The organism is Sphingomonas sanguinis (assembly GCF_019297835.1).
Lineage (GTDB): Bacteria > Pseudomonadota > Alphaproteobacteria > Sphingomonadales > Sphingomonadaceae > Sphingomonas > Sphingomonas sanguinis_D.
Genome location: NZ_CP079203.1, coordinates 2,392,033 through 2,411,975 on the forward strand (window position 1 = coordinate 2,392,033; position 19,943 = coordinate 2,411,975).

The window sequence follows — 19,943 nt, forward strand, 5'->3', positions numbered from 1 at the left end:
TGCTGGACCAGCCACGCGGCTAATGCCGCAGGAGTGTGCGGACGATCTCGGGGGCGAGCTGCTGGCGGTGCCGGTGATAGCGACGCCAGCCGGTGCGCAGCGCGGCAACATCGCCGCGGTCGGCCGCCGCCGAAAGCCGCGCGAGTTCCTCGCCGGTGTCGGCCAGCAAGTCGGCCTCAATCAGGCGGACCGCATGCAGGCGTGCGTTGATGTCGCGCACGGCCCGTAGATGCTCCTCGTTACCCGACGCGCGGGCGAGCCGCTCGGTGAGCGCGGCCGTCGCGTCCGCGATATCGCAGGCATACTCCTGTTCACGCGCGTCGACGACGGCAAGCACGCGCCCCGCCGATCGCAGGATGATCCCGATGACTTCGTCGTTCCAGCAATAGAGGTCGGCCAGCGCGGGTGCGTCGATGATCGGGACGTGGAAGCCGCCGCCGGGGCGGGCATCGACCAGCCCTGCGCCACATAGCTGGTTCAACGCCTCGCGCACCGGCGTCGCGCTGGTAGCAAGGCCATCCGCCAGCACCGCCGGGTCGAGCCGCGCGCCGGGTCGCAGGCCTCGCGTCAGGATCATTCGCCGCACCGCGTCATGGACCCGCTCGGTCGTTGCGCCGGCGTTCATCCGCCCGGCCGTTGCCCGGCGACGAAGGCCGCGACCATCTCCGCCTGGTCAGGGCGAAGCGCATCAACCGCACCGAGGGCCGTGTCGATGTCGCCGCCAAGCAGGATCGAGGGGCATTGACCCTCGTAATTGCCGAGATTGGGCCGATGCTGGCGATAGCCGACCAGCGCGGCCAATTCGGGTGTGAAGCTCCGGGCCACCGCCGGTGGATAGGCGAGCCACTGGTTCTCATAGGGCTTGAGCCATCCCAGCGCATAGCCGACCACCACGCCCCGCCTGATGCTGTTGCTTAGGTTCGGTCCCGCGCCATGCAGTGTCGAGCCGAGGAAGAGCAACGCCGAGCCGGGCGCCATCGTGGCCGCGCAGGGTGCCGTCTCAGGGTCGTGCGTCGCAGCATGCCGACCATGGCTGCGCGGCCAGACCAGCGTAGCGCCGTTGTCGACCTCGAACGGCGTCAGCGGCCAGATAACGTTGACGAGATACTCCATCGCGCCGGGTTCGACCCGCCACATGTCTTGGTCGCGGTGCGGGACCTGCTGCGGTGCGCCGGGGTGCACCGCGATCGCCTGCGCGACATTGAGTTGGAGCGTGTCGCACCATGGCGAGAGAAGGCCCTCCACCACCTCGCGCACCAGCGGATGCATGACCAGCGGCTCGGCATGTCGCGATCGCGCCAGCAGGCGGCCGAACCGCTGGGTCGTCTCGCCGTAGAAGCCGCCGCGGCCGAACGGCGTCGCCGCGAAGGCGGGCGCAAGATCCGCGTCCAGCCGGGCAAGCGTCTCGGCCGGCAACAGGCCGGGGATGATGCAATAGCCATCGCGCAGCAGCTGCGCGCGCCAGGCCCCGGCATCCTTGCCGGGCCGGGCCATCACCGCGAGCCCGCTCATGCCGCCACCGCCATGGATGACGCGGTGTCGATGATCCCAGCTACGGCGAGCCTGGCCCGCGTGTTCGCCTCGATGGCGATCTCGAGCGCCATGACCTGTTCGCCGCCGATCGCCTTCGCGGGCCCGAGCGGGCGGCAGCGCCACCCGAAGGCGAGGATCTGCCGGGACCAGCCGAGCCCGGCGATCGCGGTGTAGTGCGCGATGTCGTTGGCCAGGGCATGGTCGACCAGCGCCACCACCAGCGCGTCGCGTGCCGCCCGGCGGGCGCGGGCACCGAGCGACCGGTCGAGGCAGAAGCGCGTGATCTCGAATATCGCCGGCCCCGTCGGCGGCCCATCGGCGCACAATCCGGGAAAGAGCGTGCCGAGCAGATGCGGGCGGGTCGTCGGCAGCAGCCGTGCCGAGGCGCGATGCGCACCCGCCGCATCGGTCACGACAAGATAGTGCGCCTCGCCATCGTCGAACTGGTCGAGCTCGAAGCGGCCGTCGACCACCGGCACGTCCCAGCCGAGCAGGTCGACGAACACGGCCTTGCGCGCCGCGAACATGCGCCGGAGCACCGGATGCTCCAGCGGTAGTGTGGTATGGCGGATCAATTGTATCATGGCGGCTCCCCTTGCTGTGCCGCCGCGATGATCACGGGCAGGGTTGCCGCTCGCCTATCCCGGAAAAGGGGGATGGCCTGGGCGAAGCACGTCCCGGAAGCTGATCGTCCCGTCGAACAGCGTCCGGATGACCAGCGATGTCCGCTTGTTCACATCATATCGCTCGCAGGCCTGCCGGACATGGCAGGTGATCGTCTCCTCGCTCACGCCGAGGATCCGGCTGGTCTCCCAGTCGGTCTTGCCCCGCGCGATCCACAGCACGCAGTCGCGCTGCCGATCGGTCAGGCTGGGTGCCGGCTCGGCGCGTGCGCCGCGCGCCATCCACAAGCGGCGCGCCGCCTCGAACGCGAACGCGCCCGCCAGCTGGGCGAGCGGCAACGCCTCGGGCGTAATGGCCTGCCCGGCGCCGAGCGCGAACGAACAGGACCCATGCGCTTCGCCAGGGACGTTCGCCGGCACGGTGAAACCGTCGCCGATCCCCTGTTCGCACCCCAGCGCCAGCGTCCGGCGGTCGGCGGCGGTGAGCGGGATCATCGCCGGGATGCGCGACCATCGGAAGCCGACGCTGGTCACGTGACTGGCCCGGTGAACCGGGTCCGAGACGCCCAGCCGGTTCGCCTCGTAATAGTCGACCCACGCCGGCGGGTAATTGTGCAGGAGGATCGCCTCGCCGCGTGCCGCGCGAAGATCGACGTGCTGCGCCAGCGCGAAATAGTCGAAGCCGAGGTGGCGGGTGATCCGCATCATCGCAGCCGCCAGGTCATCGGCATCGCGCGCAGCCTCTGCCAGGCCCATCAGCTCGAACGCCATCGCACGCATCTGCATCGCGCGGCACCCCGGCCCGGGGCGGCGTTTCAAGCCACCGGCGATCCCCCGGCCGTCCTTTTCGTCCCCCATGCGCGCGCCGCCGGATTCTCACCCCGGCTGCACGGCCCTTGCCCAAGCGCGAGACGCTATCACAGCCACGCACCGGGCCAAAACCGATATCCATCCGAAGCGACCGCGAACGCTCGCCAGGTGGATGTCCCTGCCGCGCAGCGGCGTGGTTGAATGGCCGCATCCGGTCGATTGGCGCGATCCGGCGCCCTATCGGCGGCTCGCCCGCACCGATCGCGCCGGCCTGATGTGGGAATGGCTGCGCCGCGATCCCGCCTATGTCGCCTGGTACACCCGCGCCAGCACCGCGACCCGCGGTGCGGTGCCGTCCTCCGCCGCGCTGCAGCGCTGGGGGGTGCACTTTCGCCGAGGATCCGGGGATCGGCGCGCCCGCCGCACGGATCCTGTGGCATGAAGCGCTCGATCCCGGCACGCTGTCCGTCACCGTCACGCCGGCATCCGGCCCCGGTCCCGACGCGGTCGACCTCGACCGGCTGGCGCCGTGGCTGACCGTCGTCGAGGGCCGGGACGCACGCGAGCATGCCGTCCTGTCCGATGGCTGGCATCGCATCCGCGTCGATGTCGAGGCCGGCACCCTCAGGGCCGGCGGCACCGTCATCCTGGCGTACCGGGTGCGCGGGCTATGCTCCGCTGAGCCCAAGCTGCTGCCGCTCAGGCGGCTCGTCACCCTGTGCCGCGCCGGCCGCTTCGCCGCGACGCTCTTTCCCCCCGACCGGCGCATGTCGCGCTGGATCGAATTCCTGCGGGTCGCCGATGCGCGTGCGAGCGGCGCCAGCTACCAGGACATCGCCGCCGTACTGTTCGGCGAGGCGCGCACCCGGCGCGACTGGCATGCCCCCGGACGGTCGCTACACTCGCAGGTCCGCCGCCTCGTGGCCGGTGCGAGCGCCATGGCAGCCGGGGGCTATCGCGACCTGCTGCGCCGGCGTGGTGGAGGCCGGCGGTTGAACGGATGCGACATCCGCAGGCCGGAAGACTGAGCCGGCCGGGCGGCTTGGTTCCCATTTTCGCCTGCCCGGGCTAGATTGGCACGCGATGCGAAGCGACCCCGAACACCTGCCGGACAAGAAGCGCCGCGATCTCGACCGGATCGTCGAAGTGCTGTTCGCCGAGTTCGAGCAGGCGACGTCGCTGTCGACGCAGAAATGGCGCCGGCAGGGCCGCATCCTCAAGGTCATCCTCTATGGATCGTATGCACGCGGCGACTGGGTCGATGATCCCATCGGCGGCTACCAATCCGACTATGACATCCTCGTCGTCGTCAGCGACGAGCGGCTGACCGAGCCGGCCGAGTTCTGGGCCAAGGCCGACGACCAGTTCGTCCGCGAGGTGACGATCTCGAAGCGTATCAGCGCGCCGGTCACCTTCATCGTCCACAGCCTCGCCGACGTGAACAACCAGCTGACGCAGGGCCGGCCCTTCTTCATCGACGCGATCGAGCAGGGCATCGCGCTCTACGAGGTCGAGGACTATCCGTTCGTCACGCCCCAGCCGCTTGAGCCCAAGGCTGCGCTGGCGGAGGCGCGGAAACATTTCGACCAGTGGTTTCCGAAAGGCCAGACAGCGCTCAAGGGTGCAAAGTTCTATATCAGCGAAGGCGATCACGCCGATGCAGCATTCTTGCTCCACCAAGCAGCCGAACGCTTCTACCATTGCCTGTTGCTGACCCTGACGCTGTACAGCCCCAAGTCGCACAAGCTGAACTTCCTGCGCAGCCAGGCCGAGCCGCTGGTCCACGAGCTCATCGCCGTCTGGCCACGCGATACGCGCTTTGCCCAGCGCTGCTTCGAGCTGCTCCGCCAAGCCTATGTCAACGCCCGCTATTCGCCCCACTACAAGGTGACGCCCGCCGAGCTCGAATGGTTGGCTGAGCGCGTGGCGCTGCTCCAGCAGCTGGTCAAGGATGCGTGCGAGGCACGGCTCGCCTCGGGCTGATCTGTTGATGTCCAAGGAATTTTAGCAGTCGGCGCCCCGGGCGCTGGCGCACCCGGTCGTGCTCTCGCGGCACGCCGCCGAGCCGCGGCTGCGTCTCGGCCATTCGGCGTCGATCACTGGCGCGAGGGTGCGGTCGCCGCTTGTGCGGCGGCGGCGTGGTCTGGGCCTCCCCGGTCAGCGGGAGTGGCCGGCGCGCCCTCCTAGGCCCGGCGCGACCGGCGGCAACCCGCAAGGCTTGCGGGTGCTCCAGTGCCTTGCGCCCTTCGGTGCCGCCGCCCGCTCGAACCGGGCCTTCCGGTCGCTCGTCGCCGTCCACCCCCCGCTGTCCGGGGGCCATGCTGGGCGGGGAAAGGAGATCGGGACATGCACAGGAACACCCATGAACGTCGTGTTTCGGGAGAGCGCCGGGAGCCGCGCGAGGATCGCGCATCGCTCTATGACGAGGTGACGGGGCGGATCATCGCCGACCTGGAGGCGGGGCAATTGCCCTGGGTTCGGCCATGGGGAACGGACGGGTCGAGTGTCGGTCCCGGCCTGCCGCGCAACGCGCTGACCGGCCGGCCCTATTCGGGGATCAATATCCTGATCCTCTGGGGCGAGGTCATCGCCAAGGGCTATCCGTCGCAGGGCTGGCTGACCTTCCGGCAGGCGCTGGCGGCGGGCGGTCATGTCCGCAAGGGCGAGGTTGGCGCCACCGTCGTCTATGCCGATCGCTTCGTGCCCGAGGCGGAGAAGGAACGCGCGCTTGCCGAGGGTGGCGACGCCCGCGCGGTCCCGTTCCTCAAGCGCTTCACCGTCTTCAACGCCGCGCAATGCGAGGGGCTGCCCGCCGATCTCGCCGCGGATCCGGTGCCCTTGCCCGAGCGCGAGATCGTGCCGGTCGCCGAGGAGGTCATCGCTGCCTCCGGCGTCGCGTTCCGGGTCGGGGGCGACAAGGCCTATTATGCGCCGTCGCAGGATTTCGTCGTCGTGCCGCCGCAGCCGGCCTTCTTCGACCAGGTCAATTACTACCGAACCTGCCTCCACGAACTGACGCACGCGACCGGTCATCCCGCGCGCCTGGGCCGTGACCTGTCCAGCGCCTTCGGGACGCCCGGCTATGCCCGCGAGGAACTGGTCGCCGAGATGGGATCGGCCTTTCTCTGCGCCGCACTCGGCATCGTGCCGACCGTCCGCCATGCCGATTATATCGCCGCGTGGCTCGCCGTTTTGCGCGAAGACAACCGCGCCATCTTCCGCGCCGCTGGTGCCGCGTCGCGCGCCGCCGACTGGCTGCTCGCCCGGCATGCCGAGGCACAAGCCCGGAGGGCGGCGGCATGACCCTCCTGACCCCCGACCTGCGCTTCGCCTTGCGTGCCAACGACCTGGCCCGCCGCGCCGCCGCGCGTGCCGGTGAGGCGGAGCCGGCCCCCGTGCCAGTGGTGAAGCTGTTTAATCCGCTCGGCGCCGGAACATGGCTGGCGACCGAACTCTGGGAGGATGGCGACACGCTGTTCGGCCTCGCCGATCTCGGCTTCGGCTGTCCCGAACTCGGTGCCTTCTCGCTGCGCGAACTCGCCTCTCTCCGCTTGCCCTACGGGCTCGGTATCGAGCGCGACATCGGCTTCGAAGGCCTCGCACCGCTCTCGGTCTGGGCGGCGACGGCGCGAAGCGCCGGGTCGATCATCTGGGCGGAGGTCCTGTTGCGGCGGACGCCACCCGCCGAACCGGAGGACGGATAACGCGTACGAAGGGGAGCCGGTCGCCATCGCACCGGCTCCCCAATACCGCGCTAGGCGAGGGATTGCCTCGCGACGCGCTGACGCGACCACGGCGACCGGGGCTGGAGAAAGTTCGCGCGCCGCCGCCCCGCTGCGGGGGCGGCGGCGCGCTGTCGAAAGTGCAGTAATCGAGTTTGGTTGCGATACCCGCCATCGACAAAATGACAGCTTATCGATGCGGACGAGGACGTGCTGCCTCGCGAGCGTCGATGTCTGCGGCGAGTATTAACGGGGCCATCGCCACAACAATCAACTCGACCCGCTCGGCATACATGGCAACGGCGGGCGGTGGCACGGCACCCGGCGCTGACGTACCTGAACCGCATTCCCCCGCCCGTCGGGATGTCACCACTCGGGAGGATCGCGGCTCACGCAGGTCGATCAGGCCAATTGGGCGGTCGCTCTCCTCACCGCCTATGGCCTTCATTTCCAGCCGTCGAACCGCTGCCGGACAAGGGGTGGCCGCGCTTGGTAATCGGTCTATCGGCGGCAGGATCCAAGCCCGGGATCACGCCCATGGGGAACTGGCCGGCTGGCGAATCCGGCATCGGTCATCACGGCGCTCCCGATCTGTTCGGTGTCCAAGTCTCCCAAGCAAGAGCCGTCCTCCCACGGCCTCGCCGACGGCGGGTCTGGCAGGCCCGCTCCTGTTCCCGCGCAACGGCTGCGCCGTCCTCCACGTCCGTTTCGGCCTTCGGTGCGCGTCGTCGCGCGCCTGCCGGTCGACCGCCTGTCGAGGCCGCAAGAGGGCGGCGCTCGCGAGCAAGGAGACAGTGACATGGCACAGATCGGCAGCTTCGTCCGCGACGACAACGGCGTCTTCGCAGGCACCATCCGCACCCTGACGCTCAACACCAAGGCGACGATCCGCCCCTGCGAACGCGACAACGACCGCGCGCCCGACCACCGCATCCACGCCGGTGCGATCGAGATCGGCGCGGCCTGGACCAAGGCCGCGCGCGAGAGCGGGACCGAGTATCTCAGCCTCAAGATCGACGATCCCTCGCTGCCCGCACCCATCTACGCACAGCTGGTGCAGGGCGACGGCGCGGAGTGGAAGCTCATCTGGTCCCGCTGACCAACCCAGGGGGTGTCGAAGACCGCCTGTGCGGTTTCCGACACTCCCGCCTCAAGGCCGGTTCCCGCAGTCCTGGGGTCCCAGGCGACCGATCCCGGGTCGCCGATTTGCGAAGGACACCGGAAGCATGGACCTCGACGACGAGATTGCCCGCGCGAACCGCGCTAGGCGTGGTTCGCCCTTCCTCAACACCGACCAGGCCGCTGCCTATCTCAAGCTGTCGGCCCGACAGCTGAAGCGCCTGCGTCGCGCCGGCAAGGGGCCGGTCTATCGCCGCCACAGCCGCTTCGTCCAATATCATATAGACGACCTCGACGGCTGGAGCCGCGATCATGCCGGGCGGGATTTCGAACGATGAGCGCGCGTCGAACCGGCATCACCGGCACGCCGCTGCTCGACTGGGGCGACACGCTGCGCGCCGCCAAGGCAAGGCATCGTCGCCGGGTCCGGCGGATCGGCATCGGCGCGGTCGGGGTCGCCGCCCTGCTGTTGACCGTCGCGCTGCCCCCCGCCCCCCGCCTCGTCTGGAACGCGAGTGCCAGCGCGCCGATCGGCCTCTATGCGGTCGCCCCGGGCACCGCGGCAGAGCCCGGCGACATGGTGGTCGCCCGGCTGCCCGAGCCCTATCGGCGGCTCGCTGCCACGCGCCGCTACGTGCCCCTGAACGTGCCGCTGGTGAAGCGGGTCGCAGCAGTAGCTGGCGACGACGTCTGCGCGCTGGGACACCAAGTTTTCGTCAACGGGCAGCCGGTTACTAAGCGACTGGACGTTGATCGCGCGGGGCGCTCGTTGCCGCATTGGTCGGGATGTCGGCGGCTGCGCGGGGACCAGCGCTTCCTCCTGATGGACGCGCCCGCATCGTTCGACGGACGCTACTTCGGGGTGACCGAAGGCGTCGACATTGTTGGCAAGGCGCGGCTGCTATGGGCACGGTGAGGCTCTGGATCACTGCCGCGTCGGCTTTCCATGCCGGGCCGGTGCAGGCGGAAACAGTCGCCGACTGGCGTCCCTACATCGTCGAGGCCTCCAACCGTTTCGGGGTGCCGACGGCTTGGATCGAGCGCGTCATGCAGGCCGAGAGCGGTGGGCGGACGATGCTCGACGGGCGCGCGATTCGCTCCTCGGCGGGTGCCATGGGCCTGATGCAATTGATGCCCAGCACTTGGGCCGACATGCGCGCCCGGCTTGGCCTCGGCGACAATCCCGACGACCCGCGCGACAACATCCTCGCCGGCACGCTCTACCTGCGGCTGATGTACGATCGATTTGGCTATCCCGGCTTGTTCGCGGCCTATAATGCCGGCCCGGGGCGCTATGCCAATTATCTCGCGGGGCATGCTCGCCTGCCCATCGAGACGGCGGCCTATCTCGCCAGGGTCGCGCCGCCGCCGTCCGGCCGGGTACCGGTGCCGATACAGTTAGCCCCGCCGCCATCGCTGTTCGCGGTGCGAAGGGATGTGCGAGTGGTCGATCCGGGTAACGAAAAATCGGCTGTCGAATCGTCTATCTTCGTCGCGCTGTCGAAGGCTGATTGAGCGTGATGAGCCTCCCATATTCGCTTCACGGCGCGATACTCCGCCGCCCTCCTTATAGCTGCTCGGCCACCCTGCCGATGCCGTTCCCGATGGTGAGGATGATCACCCGGAAGGTCGTCATGAACATGGTCGAGGGCGCAGGTGCGGCGTCGGACCGCGAGACGTACGCATCGCGCGCTTGGGTGGAATGTCCGTACGGACACGGTGTCGGCGAGGCATTGGCGCACCGGTTTCCGGGGGCCGGCGAAGCGGCATTCCGCTGGAATACGTGCGGCAAGGAACGCTGGGCCGGGCGCTCGATACCACGCTCGGGGCACTCTCAACCGGAGCTCTCTAGCGGGGATAGATGGCGGCGGCTCAGCGTCAGTTCTGCCCCATTTTCGAGCCTTGGGGATGCGGAGGAAGGGAGGAAGGGGAAACAAGATAAAGGCAGTGTCTCGCGACCCTGCATAAGCGATTGTCTGCACATCCTTTTTTTAAGAGACATCAGCCTTTGGTTGCGAGACTGTCGCGCGAGAAATGGCGGAAATCCGTCATTTCCGGCCCGAAATCGCGAGACTTCGGGGCATTTCGATGCCTGACGATGATTTCAAGCCCAAGCTGGGCAAGAGCCGGAGCAAGGACGGCAAGCGCGAGGCGAAATATGGCGGGCGCATCCTTGCAGCGGCGCGGCTCGCCGGCACGAAGACGGGTGTGAAGGCGCGACGCTTCGACGGCAGCCGGATCGGGCGTGGCGCGAGCGTCGGCCGGCTGCTTTCGAGCCGCGATCGATTTACAGGCATGCGCGTGCGGCGGGCGGTGGTGAAGGCGAGTTTGATCCGGCTTCGCGGGAAAGGCGGCCAAGCCGCCCGCGCGCACATGCGCTACATCCAGCGCGATGGCGTCACGCGCGAGGGGTTGCCGGGCGAGCTCTACGGTCCCGAGACCGATCGCGCCGACGGCGACGATTTCCTCAGGCGCACCGCCGGCGACCGGCATCAGTTCCGCTTCATCGTCTCGGCCGAGGACGGCACCGAATATCCCGACCTCAAGCCCTATGTCCGGCGGCTGATGACGCAGGTCGAGCAGGACCTCGGCACGAAGCTCGACTGGGTCGCGGTCGACCACTTCAACACCGAGCGCCCGCACACCCATATCGTGCTGCGCGGCGTCGACGATCGCGGCGACAATCTGGTCATCGCGCGCGAGTATATATCCCATGGGCTGCGCGAGCGCGCGTCCGAGCTGGTGACGCTCGACCTAGGGCCGCGCACCGATCGCGAGATCGAGGATCGCCTGCGCCACGATGTCGACCAGGAACGACTTACCGCGATCGACCGGCGGCTGCTGCGCCGGATAGATGCCGATCGCATCGTGTCGCCGGCCGACAATGATCCCTTCCAGCAGTCGATCGCGGCCGGGCGGTTGCGCAAGCTCAAGGCTATGGATCTGGCCGAGTACCTGGGTGGTGGCCGCTACCGGCTCGCCGAGGAGATGGAGGATACGCTGCGCCGGATGGGCGAGCGCGGCGACATCGTCCGGCTCATGCAGCGCGAACTGACCGCCCGCCGGCTCGACCGCGCCGGGGTCGAGCAGGTGGTCGCCACGGAGTTACGCGAACCGCTCGTCGGACGCGTGATCCAACGCGGCTTTTCCGATGAGCATCGTGATCGCCATTACATGATGATCGATGGCATCGATGGTCGTGTCCATTATGTCGAAATCGGGCGCAGCGACGCGACGCCATCGGTGCCCGAGGGCGCCACAGTGCGGATCGAGCCGACCAAGGCCGCGGCAAGCCAGGCGGATCGCACGGTCGATGCCGTCGCCCGCGCCAATGGCGGGCGCTACTCGATCGACCTGCACCTGCGCTACGATCCCGGTGCGAGCGAAGCGTTTGCGACTAGCCATGTGCGGCGGCTCGAAGCGATGCGCCGCGCGGGCGGCGGACCGGATCGTTTGGCGGACGGCAGCTGGATCATCCCCGGCGATCATCTCGCCCGCGCCGAAGCGTTCGCGCAGCGGCAGCAGCGCGATCATCCGGTTACGCTGTCGATATTGTCGTCACGGCAAGTCGGCGACCTCTCCACGGTCCAAGCGCCGACGTGGCTCGATAGCGAGCTAGCGACCGGCATCGGCGCCCCAGTGCGCGATGCGGGCTTCGGGCGAGAGGTACGGACAGCGATGGCCGCGCGGAGGCAGTGGCTGATCGAGCAGCAATTGGCGACGGGCGAAGGCCGGGAATTCCAGCTGCGCAATGGCGCGCTGGATGAGCTTGGCCGGCGTGAGATGCGCGATGCCGGCGGCCGGCTCGCCCAGCAGTTCGGCAAGCCGTTCGAACCGGCGCAAAACGGGGACCGCATCGAGGGCGTGATCGCGCGTCGCGTTGACCTGGAAAGCGGAAGCTACGCCGTCGTCGAACGGTCGCGGGATTTTACACTCGTACCATGGCGCGATGTGCTGGAGCGCAACATCGGCAAGGCCACCTCGGGGATCATGCGAGCGGACGGCATCAGTTGGCAGTTCGGGCGAGGACGATCAGGTCCGACGATCAGCTGATTTTAGATTGGCGCCTGCAGGGTGCGCGCATATGAAGGCCCGACTAGTTCCCAGCCCCCGCAATCCGGACGAGCTCGCCATCGGCTACTGCTGGCGAGATGGTCGGAGGATGGACGCCCGCGTTGCGCAGCTCGAACACGCGAACGATCTGTCGCTTGAGCAGGTCTATCAAAAGCTGGCGCTGGGTCGATGCCGTAATGTGTTACATATCCTAGGTGAAAAATGCGGAGACCCCCAGGATATGTATCATTGGGGGGCTGCCGGCACCGAAGCGAAATCCGGACGGTAGCTGCACCATTCCCGGTGATCATCCCGCCCGTGTGAAGCGTATCGTCAGTCCCACGCACCTTGGAGATTTTGCGACGCGCTGGTGACGTCGGCAACTATCGCGACTATCCGGTGCGCTTTGCCGTGTTTGATGGCGCGCCGGAATTGACCAAGGTGTTGCCCATCGTTCTTAGCGTCTGATCTCGACAGTCGTTGTCGCTCGCCATGATCACGGCCCGCGGTCGGAATATGCCAAATGGACGACCGTGTGCGCTGCCTTCAATTTTGGGCCGCCAACAGGGAGGTCGGAACTCTGGTGGAAAGCGGAATGGCCGGTTTTGGGCAACGCCGTAGCGCTACCGACCGTTCGTTCATCTGGAACACTACAGCAGCTATGCGCCCCAGTTCCAGTCACTTGATGCAAGCTCCGCTGTTACCAAAAGCTGCCATTCGTTTCGAAGCGGTCGGTGGCACGCCTCGTCAACTGTAGCCGAGATACTCGACTGCGCCCGCGAGGTGATAGCCAGCCAACGGGGAAGCGGTGACGCAAGGGCTACCGTTACGTCTCCGATCGGCGATGTAAGCGCGCGTGGCTAAGCATCGGAGGTCCCCTTGCCACGGACGCGCAGCGTCGGGCGGTCAGCTGGCTTCGGTGCGGCCACTTGGATCGCAGGACGGCGGTGCTCGACCTCGACGGGCGCGATCAGTTTCCTCACGTCGCCGTCGTTAAAGAAGGGGCGTATCCCGTCGATGCCGCGTTCGCTTACCGGCGGTTTCATCTGGGACATCGCCCGGTAGAGCGCCTGCACGGGAAGTGTGACGGTCTTGATGTCGCCGCCAGCGTCCTGACCGAAACCGAAGGGCAAGACGGTCATCGCGTCGTGGTGCAATCGGATCAGATCGATGGTGAGCCTCTGGGTATCGTCTTCTGTCCAGCCTACCCGCAACGCCCGCAGAAGCGACCAGAGCATGAAGTCCTCGCCGTGCAGGACGATCTGCTTCTCTGACTTCTTGGCGCGCGCGTTCTCAACCGCCTCCACCAGCCTACCGACGGGGACCATGGCGGCGAGTGCCAAGCCGAAGTCTTGGTTCTCCACGCGATGGAACAGCACACGGCAGAGCAAGTAGATCGCCGCCGCCTGCGCCTCTCTCGATGCACCTCTCGCCGCCGCCAGAAGATCGGCGAGCACCAAGAAGGTGTTCTGACCCCTGAAGGCGAAGTCCTTGGCACCAGTCCGTTGGAAGAACGCGAGCCAGATCAGCCACGGCGAATCCATCGGGTTCTTGATCGAGACATTCATCGATCGGGCGAGCTGCGTGAAGAGGTCGAAGCCGAGCAGCTCGATGCGGTCGGCCGGTGCCTCCCCGAGTTGCCGCAGCCAGCCGATCGCGCGGTTCCTCCGCTCTTGGGAGACGTTCGCGCCCGCGACGACGAAGTCGATCACCTCCGGGGTCACGGCGGCAGTCACCTCGCGAAGCCAGTTCGAGGAGCCAGCTCCTTTCAGCAGGTCCGTATCGATAAGATGCTCGGCGGCGAGGAATTCCTGCAGTGAACGGTGGAAGTAGATCGTGCTGACACCTTTCTCGACGAGGCAGCCTTGGATGAGTTCCCTGCGCATCTCGTCGCGGCTTAGCGAGTGGCTCAGGTCGCGGGCGGCCGCGTCGCATATCGACTGTGGGATGTCGGCAAGCGTGGTCGTCGAAGTTCCGCCCTTCTCCCACAGCCACCAGGCGAGATGGGCGTTGAACCGACGCCGGACGTCGAGCGGGAACGATGGATCGCGACCTCGCTTCTCCAACTCGCGGTGGATGAGCAGGTGGACGAAGCTGTCGAAAAGTTCGTAGACTGACATGTCCGCCCGCAGCTGGTCGGGCTGGATGGCGATCTCGCAGAGCATCTGCGCGTGGACGGGGCGCTCGAGTAGTCGGTCGAAGCGGCCGGTGCTTAGTTCCGTCACCCGCTGCTGAATCCATTGCGGGTCCGTGGCTGGGCCATTCCGCTCAGCCTGCGCCCTGACGGGTAAGTATCTCTCGACGAAGGTCCGGGCCTCCTCAGCAGTGAAGCCGCGTATCTCAACGTGTCGATATGCTCGCCTGCCCGGGGCGACGATCTCGCGGCCCGCGCCGGTGCGTTGAATGCCATCGACGATCGCGCGGAACTCGTCCTCGTCGTGGAAGGCGGTGTCCCGGCCGAGCACCAAGATACGCGCGTCGCCCTCGTCCAGCCGCATCAGTTCGGTCAGCACCTGCTGGAACTTGGCGGGCGTAAGGCCGTGCTTCATCTCGTCGAAGCCGTCGTAGATGACGAGGAAGCGACCGTTACGGTTGAGCGCTTGGAAGGTCTCGAAGTGATAGTTGGTGACGCGGTGCTGACTGGCGAGGACCTTGCCCAGCAGGCCGTCGATCGACTGCTCATCGGCGATCTCTCCCAGTCTGACCAGGATCGGCGCCCGCGCGGTGGGGTCCTGCAGCGCACGCCTGGCCATGCCAGCGGCTAGATGGGTCGCGAAGGTCGATTTACCTTTGCCGTAGGCGCCTAGGACGAAGAGCGGCGGCGCATCGACGGCTTCGAGCCACTGCGCCACATGCCGTTCGAGGTCGACGTGGTCGGTGGTCTCCGGCCGCACGTAATAGCTGGCGAGCTGCGAGCGGTCATATTGGTCGACGAGATCCTTGAGGTAGGAGTCTATCAATAGCAGCCGGCGCTGAAGTTCGGTGAAGGTCATCACCTGAAGGTTGCGGTGCAGCTTTTCGACCTCCCGGCCGCCTGGCGCGATCGGTCCCTTGGATATGAGCCACGCCTGATCGAGCTCGCCCGTCTGCAAATATGGCAGATGATCGGTCGCGAACTCGCTGCATTCCTTCGCCGGCAGCGTGCCGTCGTAGTCCTTCGCCTCGAACGCGAAGCGCTGCACGCCTGTGATCGCGTCACGTGTCCAGACGGCGGACACGTCGACGTTCTTGTGACCGACCTTCTTCTCAGTCGCGGTCGTAAAGCCCGCCGCGCTCAGCACCTTCTCCAGCGCGTCGCGGAACGCATTGCCCTTTGCCGTCGTGTTCTTCGTCCCCATGATCGCATTATAGGTTCGCGCTCAGGCCGAACCAAGCTCGGCGGTTTGAACCGCCCCGGGTTTGCCGGAGGCCATGAGTTGTGAGTTACGCTGCCATATCGATGATGTTCGCGGCAGCATAATATTGCTCTTTGGCTTCGGCAGGCGGGATGTTGCCGATGGGTTCCAGCAGCCGGCGATGGTTGAACCAGACCGAACCGCGGACCACACCGATGATGGCTTTTTCGACATAGCGGCGCCAGATCAATGGCGGCCGTTGCGGACTCCGCTAGCCGCCGCCAAAAAAATCATCGAATAGTTGCCTTAATCGCCTCGACGTTTATCCCTTGCGGGAGAATGGCAAGTTCATGGCGATGAGTGCGAGGCAGCGAGAGCGGAGGGGGGCGGCTGAGAGCAGTCTGCTTGACCTAATCGCGCGCTTCAGTTCCGAGGGATCAGCCGTCGAGGTGAACTTCCGACAACTTATCAGTTCGGATGGCGGCACGAGCAAGAGCGCCCACGCGATTCATCCGTACCCCGCGAAGCTGCTCATACACATCCCACAGTTTTTTCTTGCAGCTTTACCAACTGTGGCGGGCAGCGCGCTATTGGATCCGTTCTGCGGCTCCGGGACGGTTTTGTACGAAGGGGCACTGGCCGGTCTGCGTCCCGTGGGCTCGGACTCAAATCCATTGGCACGGTTGGTTACGAGGGCGAAGCTCACGCCGTTGGATCGAGAGGTCGCGCGACGACAACTCGAAGAGGTAATGGCGACCTATCCTTCGGCCTCGCCGGACATCCCTGATGTCGTAAATCGCAACTACTGGTTCTCGGATAGAATTTCCGATTCCTTGGGAAAGTTGAAGACGGCCATCCAGCGCAGCGTGTCCGAAACTCTTCGGCCGGTGTTTGACGTGAGCTTTTCAGCAACGGTAAGGCGTGTCAGCTACGCTGATCCCAGGCTGTCGGTCCCAGTCAAAATCAACCCGGACCGAAGCGCGAAGTATGGAGCGAAGGGCGACGAGGTCATTCGTCGCTTAGCGCGGCTCGCCGAGATCGACGTAGGAGCGTTGTTCTGGAGCATCGCCAGCCAAAACATTCAGCGTTGTTCCGAGCTGGGACAGCGATTCGCGGCCGATAGGCCTGAAATTTTCTCCGATGCGCGGTCGCTCGGACTCGCAGACGCCTCGGTGAGTCTTGCTATCACATCACCGCCTTATGTTGGGGCCCAAAAATATGTGCGAGCGTCTAGCCTGTCACTCGGATGGCTCGGCCTAACCCCAGCTTGCAAGCTGCGTCCGATCGAACGGCAGTCGATTGGGCGCGAACACCTCGCCGCCGACGAAGCACTTGAGCCTTTGGGGACGGGCGTGGTGGAAGCCGACTCCCTCTTGGAAGAGATTCTCACGCGTAACCCGCTTCGTGCACGCATCGCGCAGCGCTACCTGCTCGAGATGCGAGACGCCTTGTCTGAGCTTTCACGCGTCATGAGACACGACGGTAGTCTAGTCCTCGTGGTCGGACCGAATTTAGTCTGCGGCCTCGAATTTCCAACGCCGTTCTTCTTGCAAAAGATCGCTGAAGAGCTTGGCTTCTCCACCCAGCTACATCTCCTCGACTCGATAGATTCGCGGGGCCTAATGACGAAGCGCAACCGCACCGCAGGTCTGATTCAGCAGGAGTCCGTCTTCCTTTTGAAGAGAGTGCGCACTGATGCGTAGCGGTCCGCGCCATGATGCCGTGGCTGACGAGTTGCAGGGGAAGATTAAGACCCTGCACAGTTCCATCTGGGAGCGAAGAGCGGACTGGCCCCAAGTGCTCGACTGGCTCAACCAGTTCGAGGAGCACGATGATCCTGACGCCGATGAGCAACTCCAGGCACTCCGGCTTCTTTCCAACTTTATGTATTTCGGGGTGAACGAGATCCGAGCCCTGCTCCGCTCTCTATTTCGCGACACATTCCGCCCGCAGGTCGCCAAAGAGGTGCGCTTAGGTCTGCACCCCTCGATCACGTTAGGCTTGGTTGGCAGCATGGTCGACGCCGAACTCCGGCGTACGCGCTTCGTGTCGCTTGGCAACCCGTCGGAGAGTAGCGCGCTCCTTTTCTATTACTTTCGGCAGGAGAATGCGCTACCGAAAAACCTCTTCCTGCATGGTTCAGATATATTTGATCTATCAGCCGTCGGGTCAGGAGGCGGCCTGAATATTCAAGACCCTAACATCACCCGCTACGTCTTCATCGACGACCTGTGTGGCTCAGGGCACCAAGGTTTAGACTATTCCAATCGGATAGTTAAGCCGCTCAAGATTATAAGTCCTGCGACGAAAACCTACTACTATCCGCTTTTTGGGCTTTCCGATGGGATCGAACATCTACGCACGCATTCGGCGTTCGACGAAGTCTACCCCGTGGTAGAGCTCGATACGACATTCCGGGCCTTCGCAACAAATTCCCGCCTTTATGTCGAGCCGAAGATCTCCCCACTCAGGGTGCCGACGGAGGCCACCTGTCGGCGCTATGGACGTGAACTGATGCCCGCGCACCCGCTGGGTTGGGACAATGGCCAGCTCTACATTGGCTTCGCCCATAATACGCCGGATAACAGTCTACCAATATTTTGGTCAGACCATGGCGGGTCACGGCCTTGGCGACCGATCTTCCGCAGATACCCGAAGGTTTCATGGTAATGTCTAGTGGGGCACCAAATAACCCGTTTAGCCTTACGAAGGCCAACGATCTAAGCGACGACCAAATCCAGGAACTTTGGGTCGACATCGCCCCGCCTGATAGTCCGGACTCCTTGTTCGGTGCTGGTAGGTTCGCATCGCCAATGCCAACGTTCATCTTGGGCAGCAAGGGCAGCGGTAAAACGCACCTCATGCGCTACGCCTCCTTCGCCTTACAGAAGAAGCGGTTCGAAAGGGATAGGCTGACTCCGCTCGCCGGCGCGCAGGTTGATGGGTATGTGGGTATATACACGCTGTGTAGTGGGCTTGAGACCGGCCGCTTCCAGGGCAAGGGCCAGTCTGAGGAAGCTTGGCTAGAGGTCTTTTCCTATTATCTTGAGCTTTCGCTCGGGATAGCAGTGCTCGCGGCCATTGATGATCTGTTAGAAGGCGGTGAAAAAGATAAAATTGAGCCGACGCTATGTGCGGCGGTCTGCCAGCTTTTCGACTTTGATTTACCTACTGCAAGTAGGATTGGATGCTTGGTTGACCAATTCGAGCAACGCAGGCGTGAGCTCGACTACCAAGTCAACAACGCCGCATTTACGGGTGAGCTGGTACCAAACGTTACAGCTAGCCGCGGCAGGCTAATATTTGGAATTCCTCAAGCCTTTCGAAACTGCTACGATAATCTGGGAGACTTCCTCTTTGCCTATCAACTGGACGAGCTTGAGAACCTAACGGAGTCCCAGCAGAGGCATGTCAACACCCTTGTGCGCGATCGACGAGGGCCAGCCACTCTCAAAATCGGTGCGCGACAGTTCGGGATCAAGACCCACGCAACGATGAGCGCGGGTGAGGAAAACATTAGAGATTCCGAGTTTGAGGAATTGCGATTGGATCTCAGGTTCCGGCACAACGAGAAAACTTATAGAGACTTGGTGACCCAACTAGTCGAGCGCCGGCTTCAAAATTTTTGGCCTCAATCGTCTACGGGACTGGCAGGCCGGAGGCGTCGTCTGACAGACTGGTTCGAGGAGCCAAAGCGCGACCCCTTCGATCCGCTTTTCATAAGACTGGTCAAGGGTGCGCCGTCTTTAGAGAGGCCGCATATGGCGCATCTGCGGAACGCACTGACAGCGCGGCTTCCAAGCGGTGGGATCGACGGGGTTCGAAACGACGAAGATATCACCGGAATCATGAACGCAATCGCCGTTCCCGATGCTCCTTTACTTGAGAAACTCAACACCTTCCTCATTTACAATGCGTGGGCGAAGGGCTTGGACCTCGCACAGGCGGCAACGTCGGTCAGGTCTGACTGCAATGCCTTTGTCAGTTCCGGGGGCGCCGGACGGTATCGGCAGAAGCTTGACCACTACAAGTCGGATCTAATCGCACAAATGTTTCGAGATGCCTCCATCAGATATAACTACGGCGGCCTCGACGAGTTCACACGCATGTCCGAGGGGCAACCTAGGGCTCTAATTACGTTACTGAAGCAGACGTTCGACTGGGCTACCTTTCAAGGCGAACGCCCATTCGAGTCAGGTAGCATCAGTCTTGATGCCGAAAGCAAAGGCGCGCTTGCCGCAGCAGATTGGTTCTATAACAACATGAGGAAGGCTGGTGGTGAGGGACAGGCTATCCTCATAGCCATTGACCGACTGGCGGAGCTCTTTCGAATCAACAGGTTTGCGGACAATCCCATCGAATGCTCACTCATCGGCTTCAGCGTAAGTGCTCGGGTCGGATCCGAAACCTCGCGAAAGAACCTGCGGCTCGCTCTTGATTACTCATTTCTTGTCGAGATACTTGGAGGGCAGTCTGAGCGCAATTCCGAGCAGGTTACAGGCAAGTTCCAGCTGAACAGAATGTTGGTGCCTAAGTGGGGCCTCCCAACAGGACGAAGGGGAATCAAGCCACTAAGCGAAGCGGAGATGGATGCGATCTTCGATCCAGAGATGGATGGAGCCTTCCAAATGGTGAAGGCTGATTGGGCGAGCCGAATGAATGCTCCGTTCGAGCGTGCGCGCTCGCCCAAGGACTTCGGCAAGAGCCACTTGGCTGCCAGCCAACACGATCTTTTCCGCGACTGAGCC

General features: G+C 64.7%; 19 protein-coding genes. 13 read left to right on the forward strand and 6 right to left on the reverse strand.

What is annotated here, in order from left to right; all coding sequences use genetic code 11:
- Window positions 1-19: 19 nt before the first annotated feature.
- From KV697_RS11160 to KV697_RS11175, 4 genes are read right to left on the reverse strand one after another with little or no spacing between them, the layout of a single operon-like run.
- Window positions 20-625 (reverse strand): GntR family transcriptional regulator, encoded by a 606-nt coding sequence (locus tag KV697_RS11160; RefSeq protein ID WP_219018246.1) that lies wholly within the window; start codon window positions 623-625, stop codon window positions 20-22.
- Window positions 622-1,512: a phytanoyl-CoA dioxygenase family protein gene (locus KV697_RS11165; protein WP_257575272.1), complete on the reverse strand. Its 891-nt coding sequence runs from the start codon at window positions 1,510-1,512 to the stop codon at window positions 622-624. Before KV697_RS11165 ends, KV697_RS11160 begins: the two co-directional genes overlap by 4 nt.
- Complete coding sequence (locus KV697_RS11170) at window positions 1,509-2,117, reverse strand: acyl-homoserine-lactone synthase (RefSeq protein WP_219018247.1); 609 nt, start codon at window positions 2,115-2,117, stop codon at window positions 1,509-1,511. The genes KV697_RS11165 and KV697_RS11170 overlap by 4 nt, the downstream gene beginning before the upstream one ends.
- A 54-nt stretch (window positions 2,118-2,171) precedes the next feature.
- Window positions 2,172-2,975 (reverse strand): LuxR family transcriptional regulator, encoded by an 804-nt coding sequence (locus KV697_RS11175; RefSeq protein WP_257575273.1) that lies wholly within the window; start codon window positions 2,973-2,975, stop codon window positions 2,172-2,174.
- Between the two features lie 163 nt (window positions 2,976-3,138).
- On the opposite strand from KV697_RS11175, the gene KV697_RS11180 reads away from it, so the two are divergent.
- From KV697_RS11180 to rlxS, 10 genes are all read left to right on the forward strand, one after another.
- On the forward strand, window positions 3,139-3,408 hold the full coding sequence (locus KV697_RS11180) for a transcriptional regulator domain-containing protein (protein ID WP_219018248.1): 270 nt from the start codon (window positions 3,139-3,141) through the stop codon (window positions 3,406-3,408).
- Window positions 3,311-3,994 carry a DNA -binding domain-containing protein gene (locus KV697_RS11185; RefSeq protein ID WP_219018249.1) on the forward strand — a complete coding sequence of 228 codons (684 nt, stop codon included), beginning with the start codon at window positions 3,311-3,313 and terminating at the stop codon, window positions 3,992-3,994. Before KV697_RS11180 ends, KV697_RS11185 begins: the two co-directional genes overlap by 98 nt.
- Window positions 3,995-4,049: 55 nt before the next feature.
- Window positions 4,050-4,949, forward strand: a complete 900-nt coding sequence (locus KV697_RS11190) for a HEPN domain-containing protein (RefSeq protein WP_219018250.1) — start codon at window positions 4,050-4,052, stop codon at window positions 4,947-4,949.
- A gap of 363 nt (window positions 4,950-5,312) precedes the next feature.
- Window positions 5,313-6,269, forward strand: coding sequence for an ArdC family protein (locus KV697_RS11195; protein ID WP_219018251.1), 957 nt, complete (start codon window positions 5,313-5,315; stop codon window positions 6,267-6,269).
- Entirely contained in the window at window positions 6,266-6,670 is a 405-nt protein-coding gene (locus KV697_RS11200; RefSeq protein ID WP_219018252.1) for a DUF2958 domain-containing protein, read from the forward strand. Before KV697_RS11195 ends, KV697_RS11200 begins: the two co-directional genes overlap by 4 nt.
- Before the next feature lie 817 nt (window positions 6,671-7,487).
- The gene (locus tag KV697_RS11205) at window positions 7,488-7,787 is read left to right on the forward strand and encodes a DUF736 domain-containing protein (RefSeq protein ID WP_219018253.1); all 300 of its coding nucleotides are present in this window, start codon (window positions 7,488-7,490) and stop codon (window positions 7,785-7,787) included.
- A gap of 127 nt (window positions 7,788-7,914) precedes the next feature.
- Window positions 7,915-8,145 carry a helix-turn-helix domain-containing protein gene (locus KV697_RS11210; protein WP_219018254.1) on the forward strand — a complete coding sequence of 77 codons (231 nt, stop codon included), beginning with the start codon at window positions 7,915-7,917 and terminating at the stop codon, window positions 8,143-8,145.
- Window positions 8,142-8,723 (forward strand): S26 family signal peptidase, encoded by a 582-nt coding sequence (locus KV697_RS11215; RefSeq protein WP_219018255.1) that lies wholly within the window; start codon window positions 8,142-8,144, stop codon window positions 8,721-8,723. Before KV697_RS11210 ends, KV697_RS11215 begins: the two co-directional genes overlap by 4 nt.
- Window positions 8,711-9,322: a lytic transglycosylase domain-containing protein gene (locus KV697_RS11220; protein WP_219018256.1), complete on the forward strand. Its 612-nt coding sequence runs from the start codon at window positions 8,711-8,713 to the stop codon at window positions 9,320-9,322. The genes KV697_RS11215 and KV697_RS11220 overlap by 13 nt, the downstream gene beginning before the upstream one ends.
- Window positions 9,323-9,895: 573 nt before the next feature.
- On the forward strand, window positions 9,896-11,860 hold the full coding sequence (gene rlxS, locus KV697_RS11225) for a relaxase/mobilization nuclease RlxS (protein ID WP_374011358.1): 1,965 nt from the start codon (window positions 9,896-9,898) through the stop codon (window positions 11,858-11,860).
- Window positions 11,861-12,720: 860 nt separating this feature from the next.
- Here rlxS and KV697_RS11230 read toward each other — a convergent pair.
- Together KV697_RS11230 and KV697_RS11235 are read right to left on the reverse strand one after the other, a co-directional pair.
- A complete protein-coding gene (locus KV697_RS11230; protein WP_219018258.1) occupies window positions 12,721-15,198 on the reverse strand; it encodes an NACHT domain-containing protein in 2,478 nt (825 codons plus the stop codon).
- 85 nt (window positions 15,199-15,283) lie between these two features.
- Complete coding sequence (locus KV697_RS11235) at window positions 15,284-15,445, reverse strand: hypothetical protein (RefSeq protein WP_219021528.1); 162 nt, start codon at window positions 15,443-15,445, stop codon at window positions 15,284-15,286.
- Window positions 15,446-15,644: 199 nt separating this feature from the next.
- On the opposite strand from KV697_RS11235, the gene KV697_RS11240 reads away from it, so the two are divergent.
- From KV697_RS11240 to KV697_RS11250, 3 genes are read left to right on the forward strand one after another with little or no spacing between them, the layout of a single operon-like run.
- Entirely contained in the window at window positions 15,645-16,898 is a 1,254-nt protein-coding gene (locus KV697_RS11240; RefSeq protein ID WP_219018259.1) for a hypothetical protein, read from the forward strand.
- Window positions 16,891-17,865 carry a phosphoribosyltransferase-like protein gene (locus tag KV697_RS11245; protein ID WP_219018260.1) on the forward strand — a complete coding sequence of 325 codons (975 nt, stop codon included), beginning with the start codon at window positions 16,891-16,893 and terminating at the stop codon, window positions 17,863-17,865. Before KV697_RS11240 ends, KV697_RS11245 begins: the two co-directional genes overlap by 8 nt.
- The gene (locus KV697_RS11250; protein ID WP_219018261.1) at window positions 17,823-19,940 is read left to right on the forward strand and encodes an ORC-CDC6 family AAA ATPase; all 2,118 of its coding nucleotides are present in this window, start codon (window positions 17,823-17,825) and stop codon (window positions 19,938-19,940) included. The genes KV697_RS11245 and KV697_RS11250 overlap by 43 nt, the downstream gene beginning before the upstream one ends.
- Window positions 19,941-19,943 lie beyond the last annotated feature (3 nt).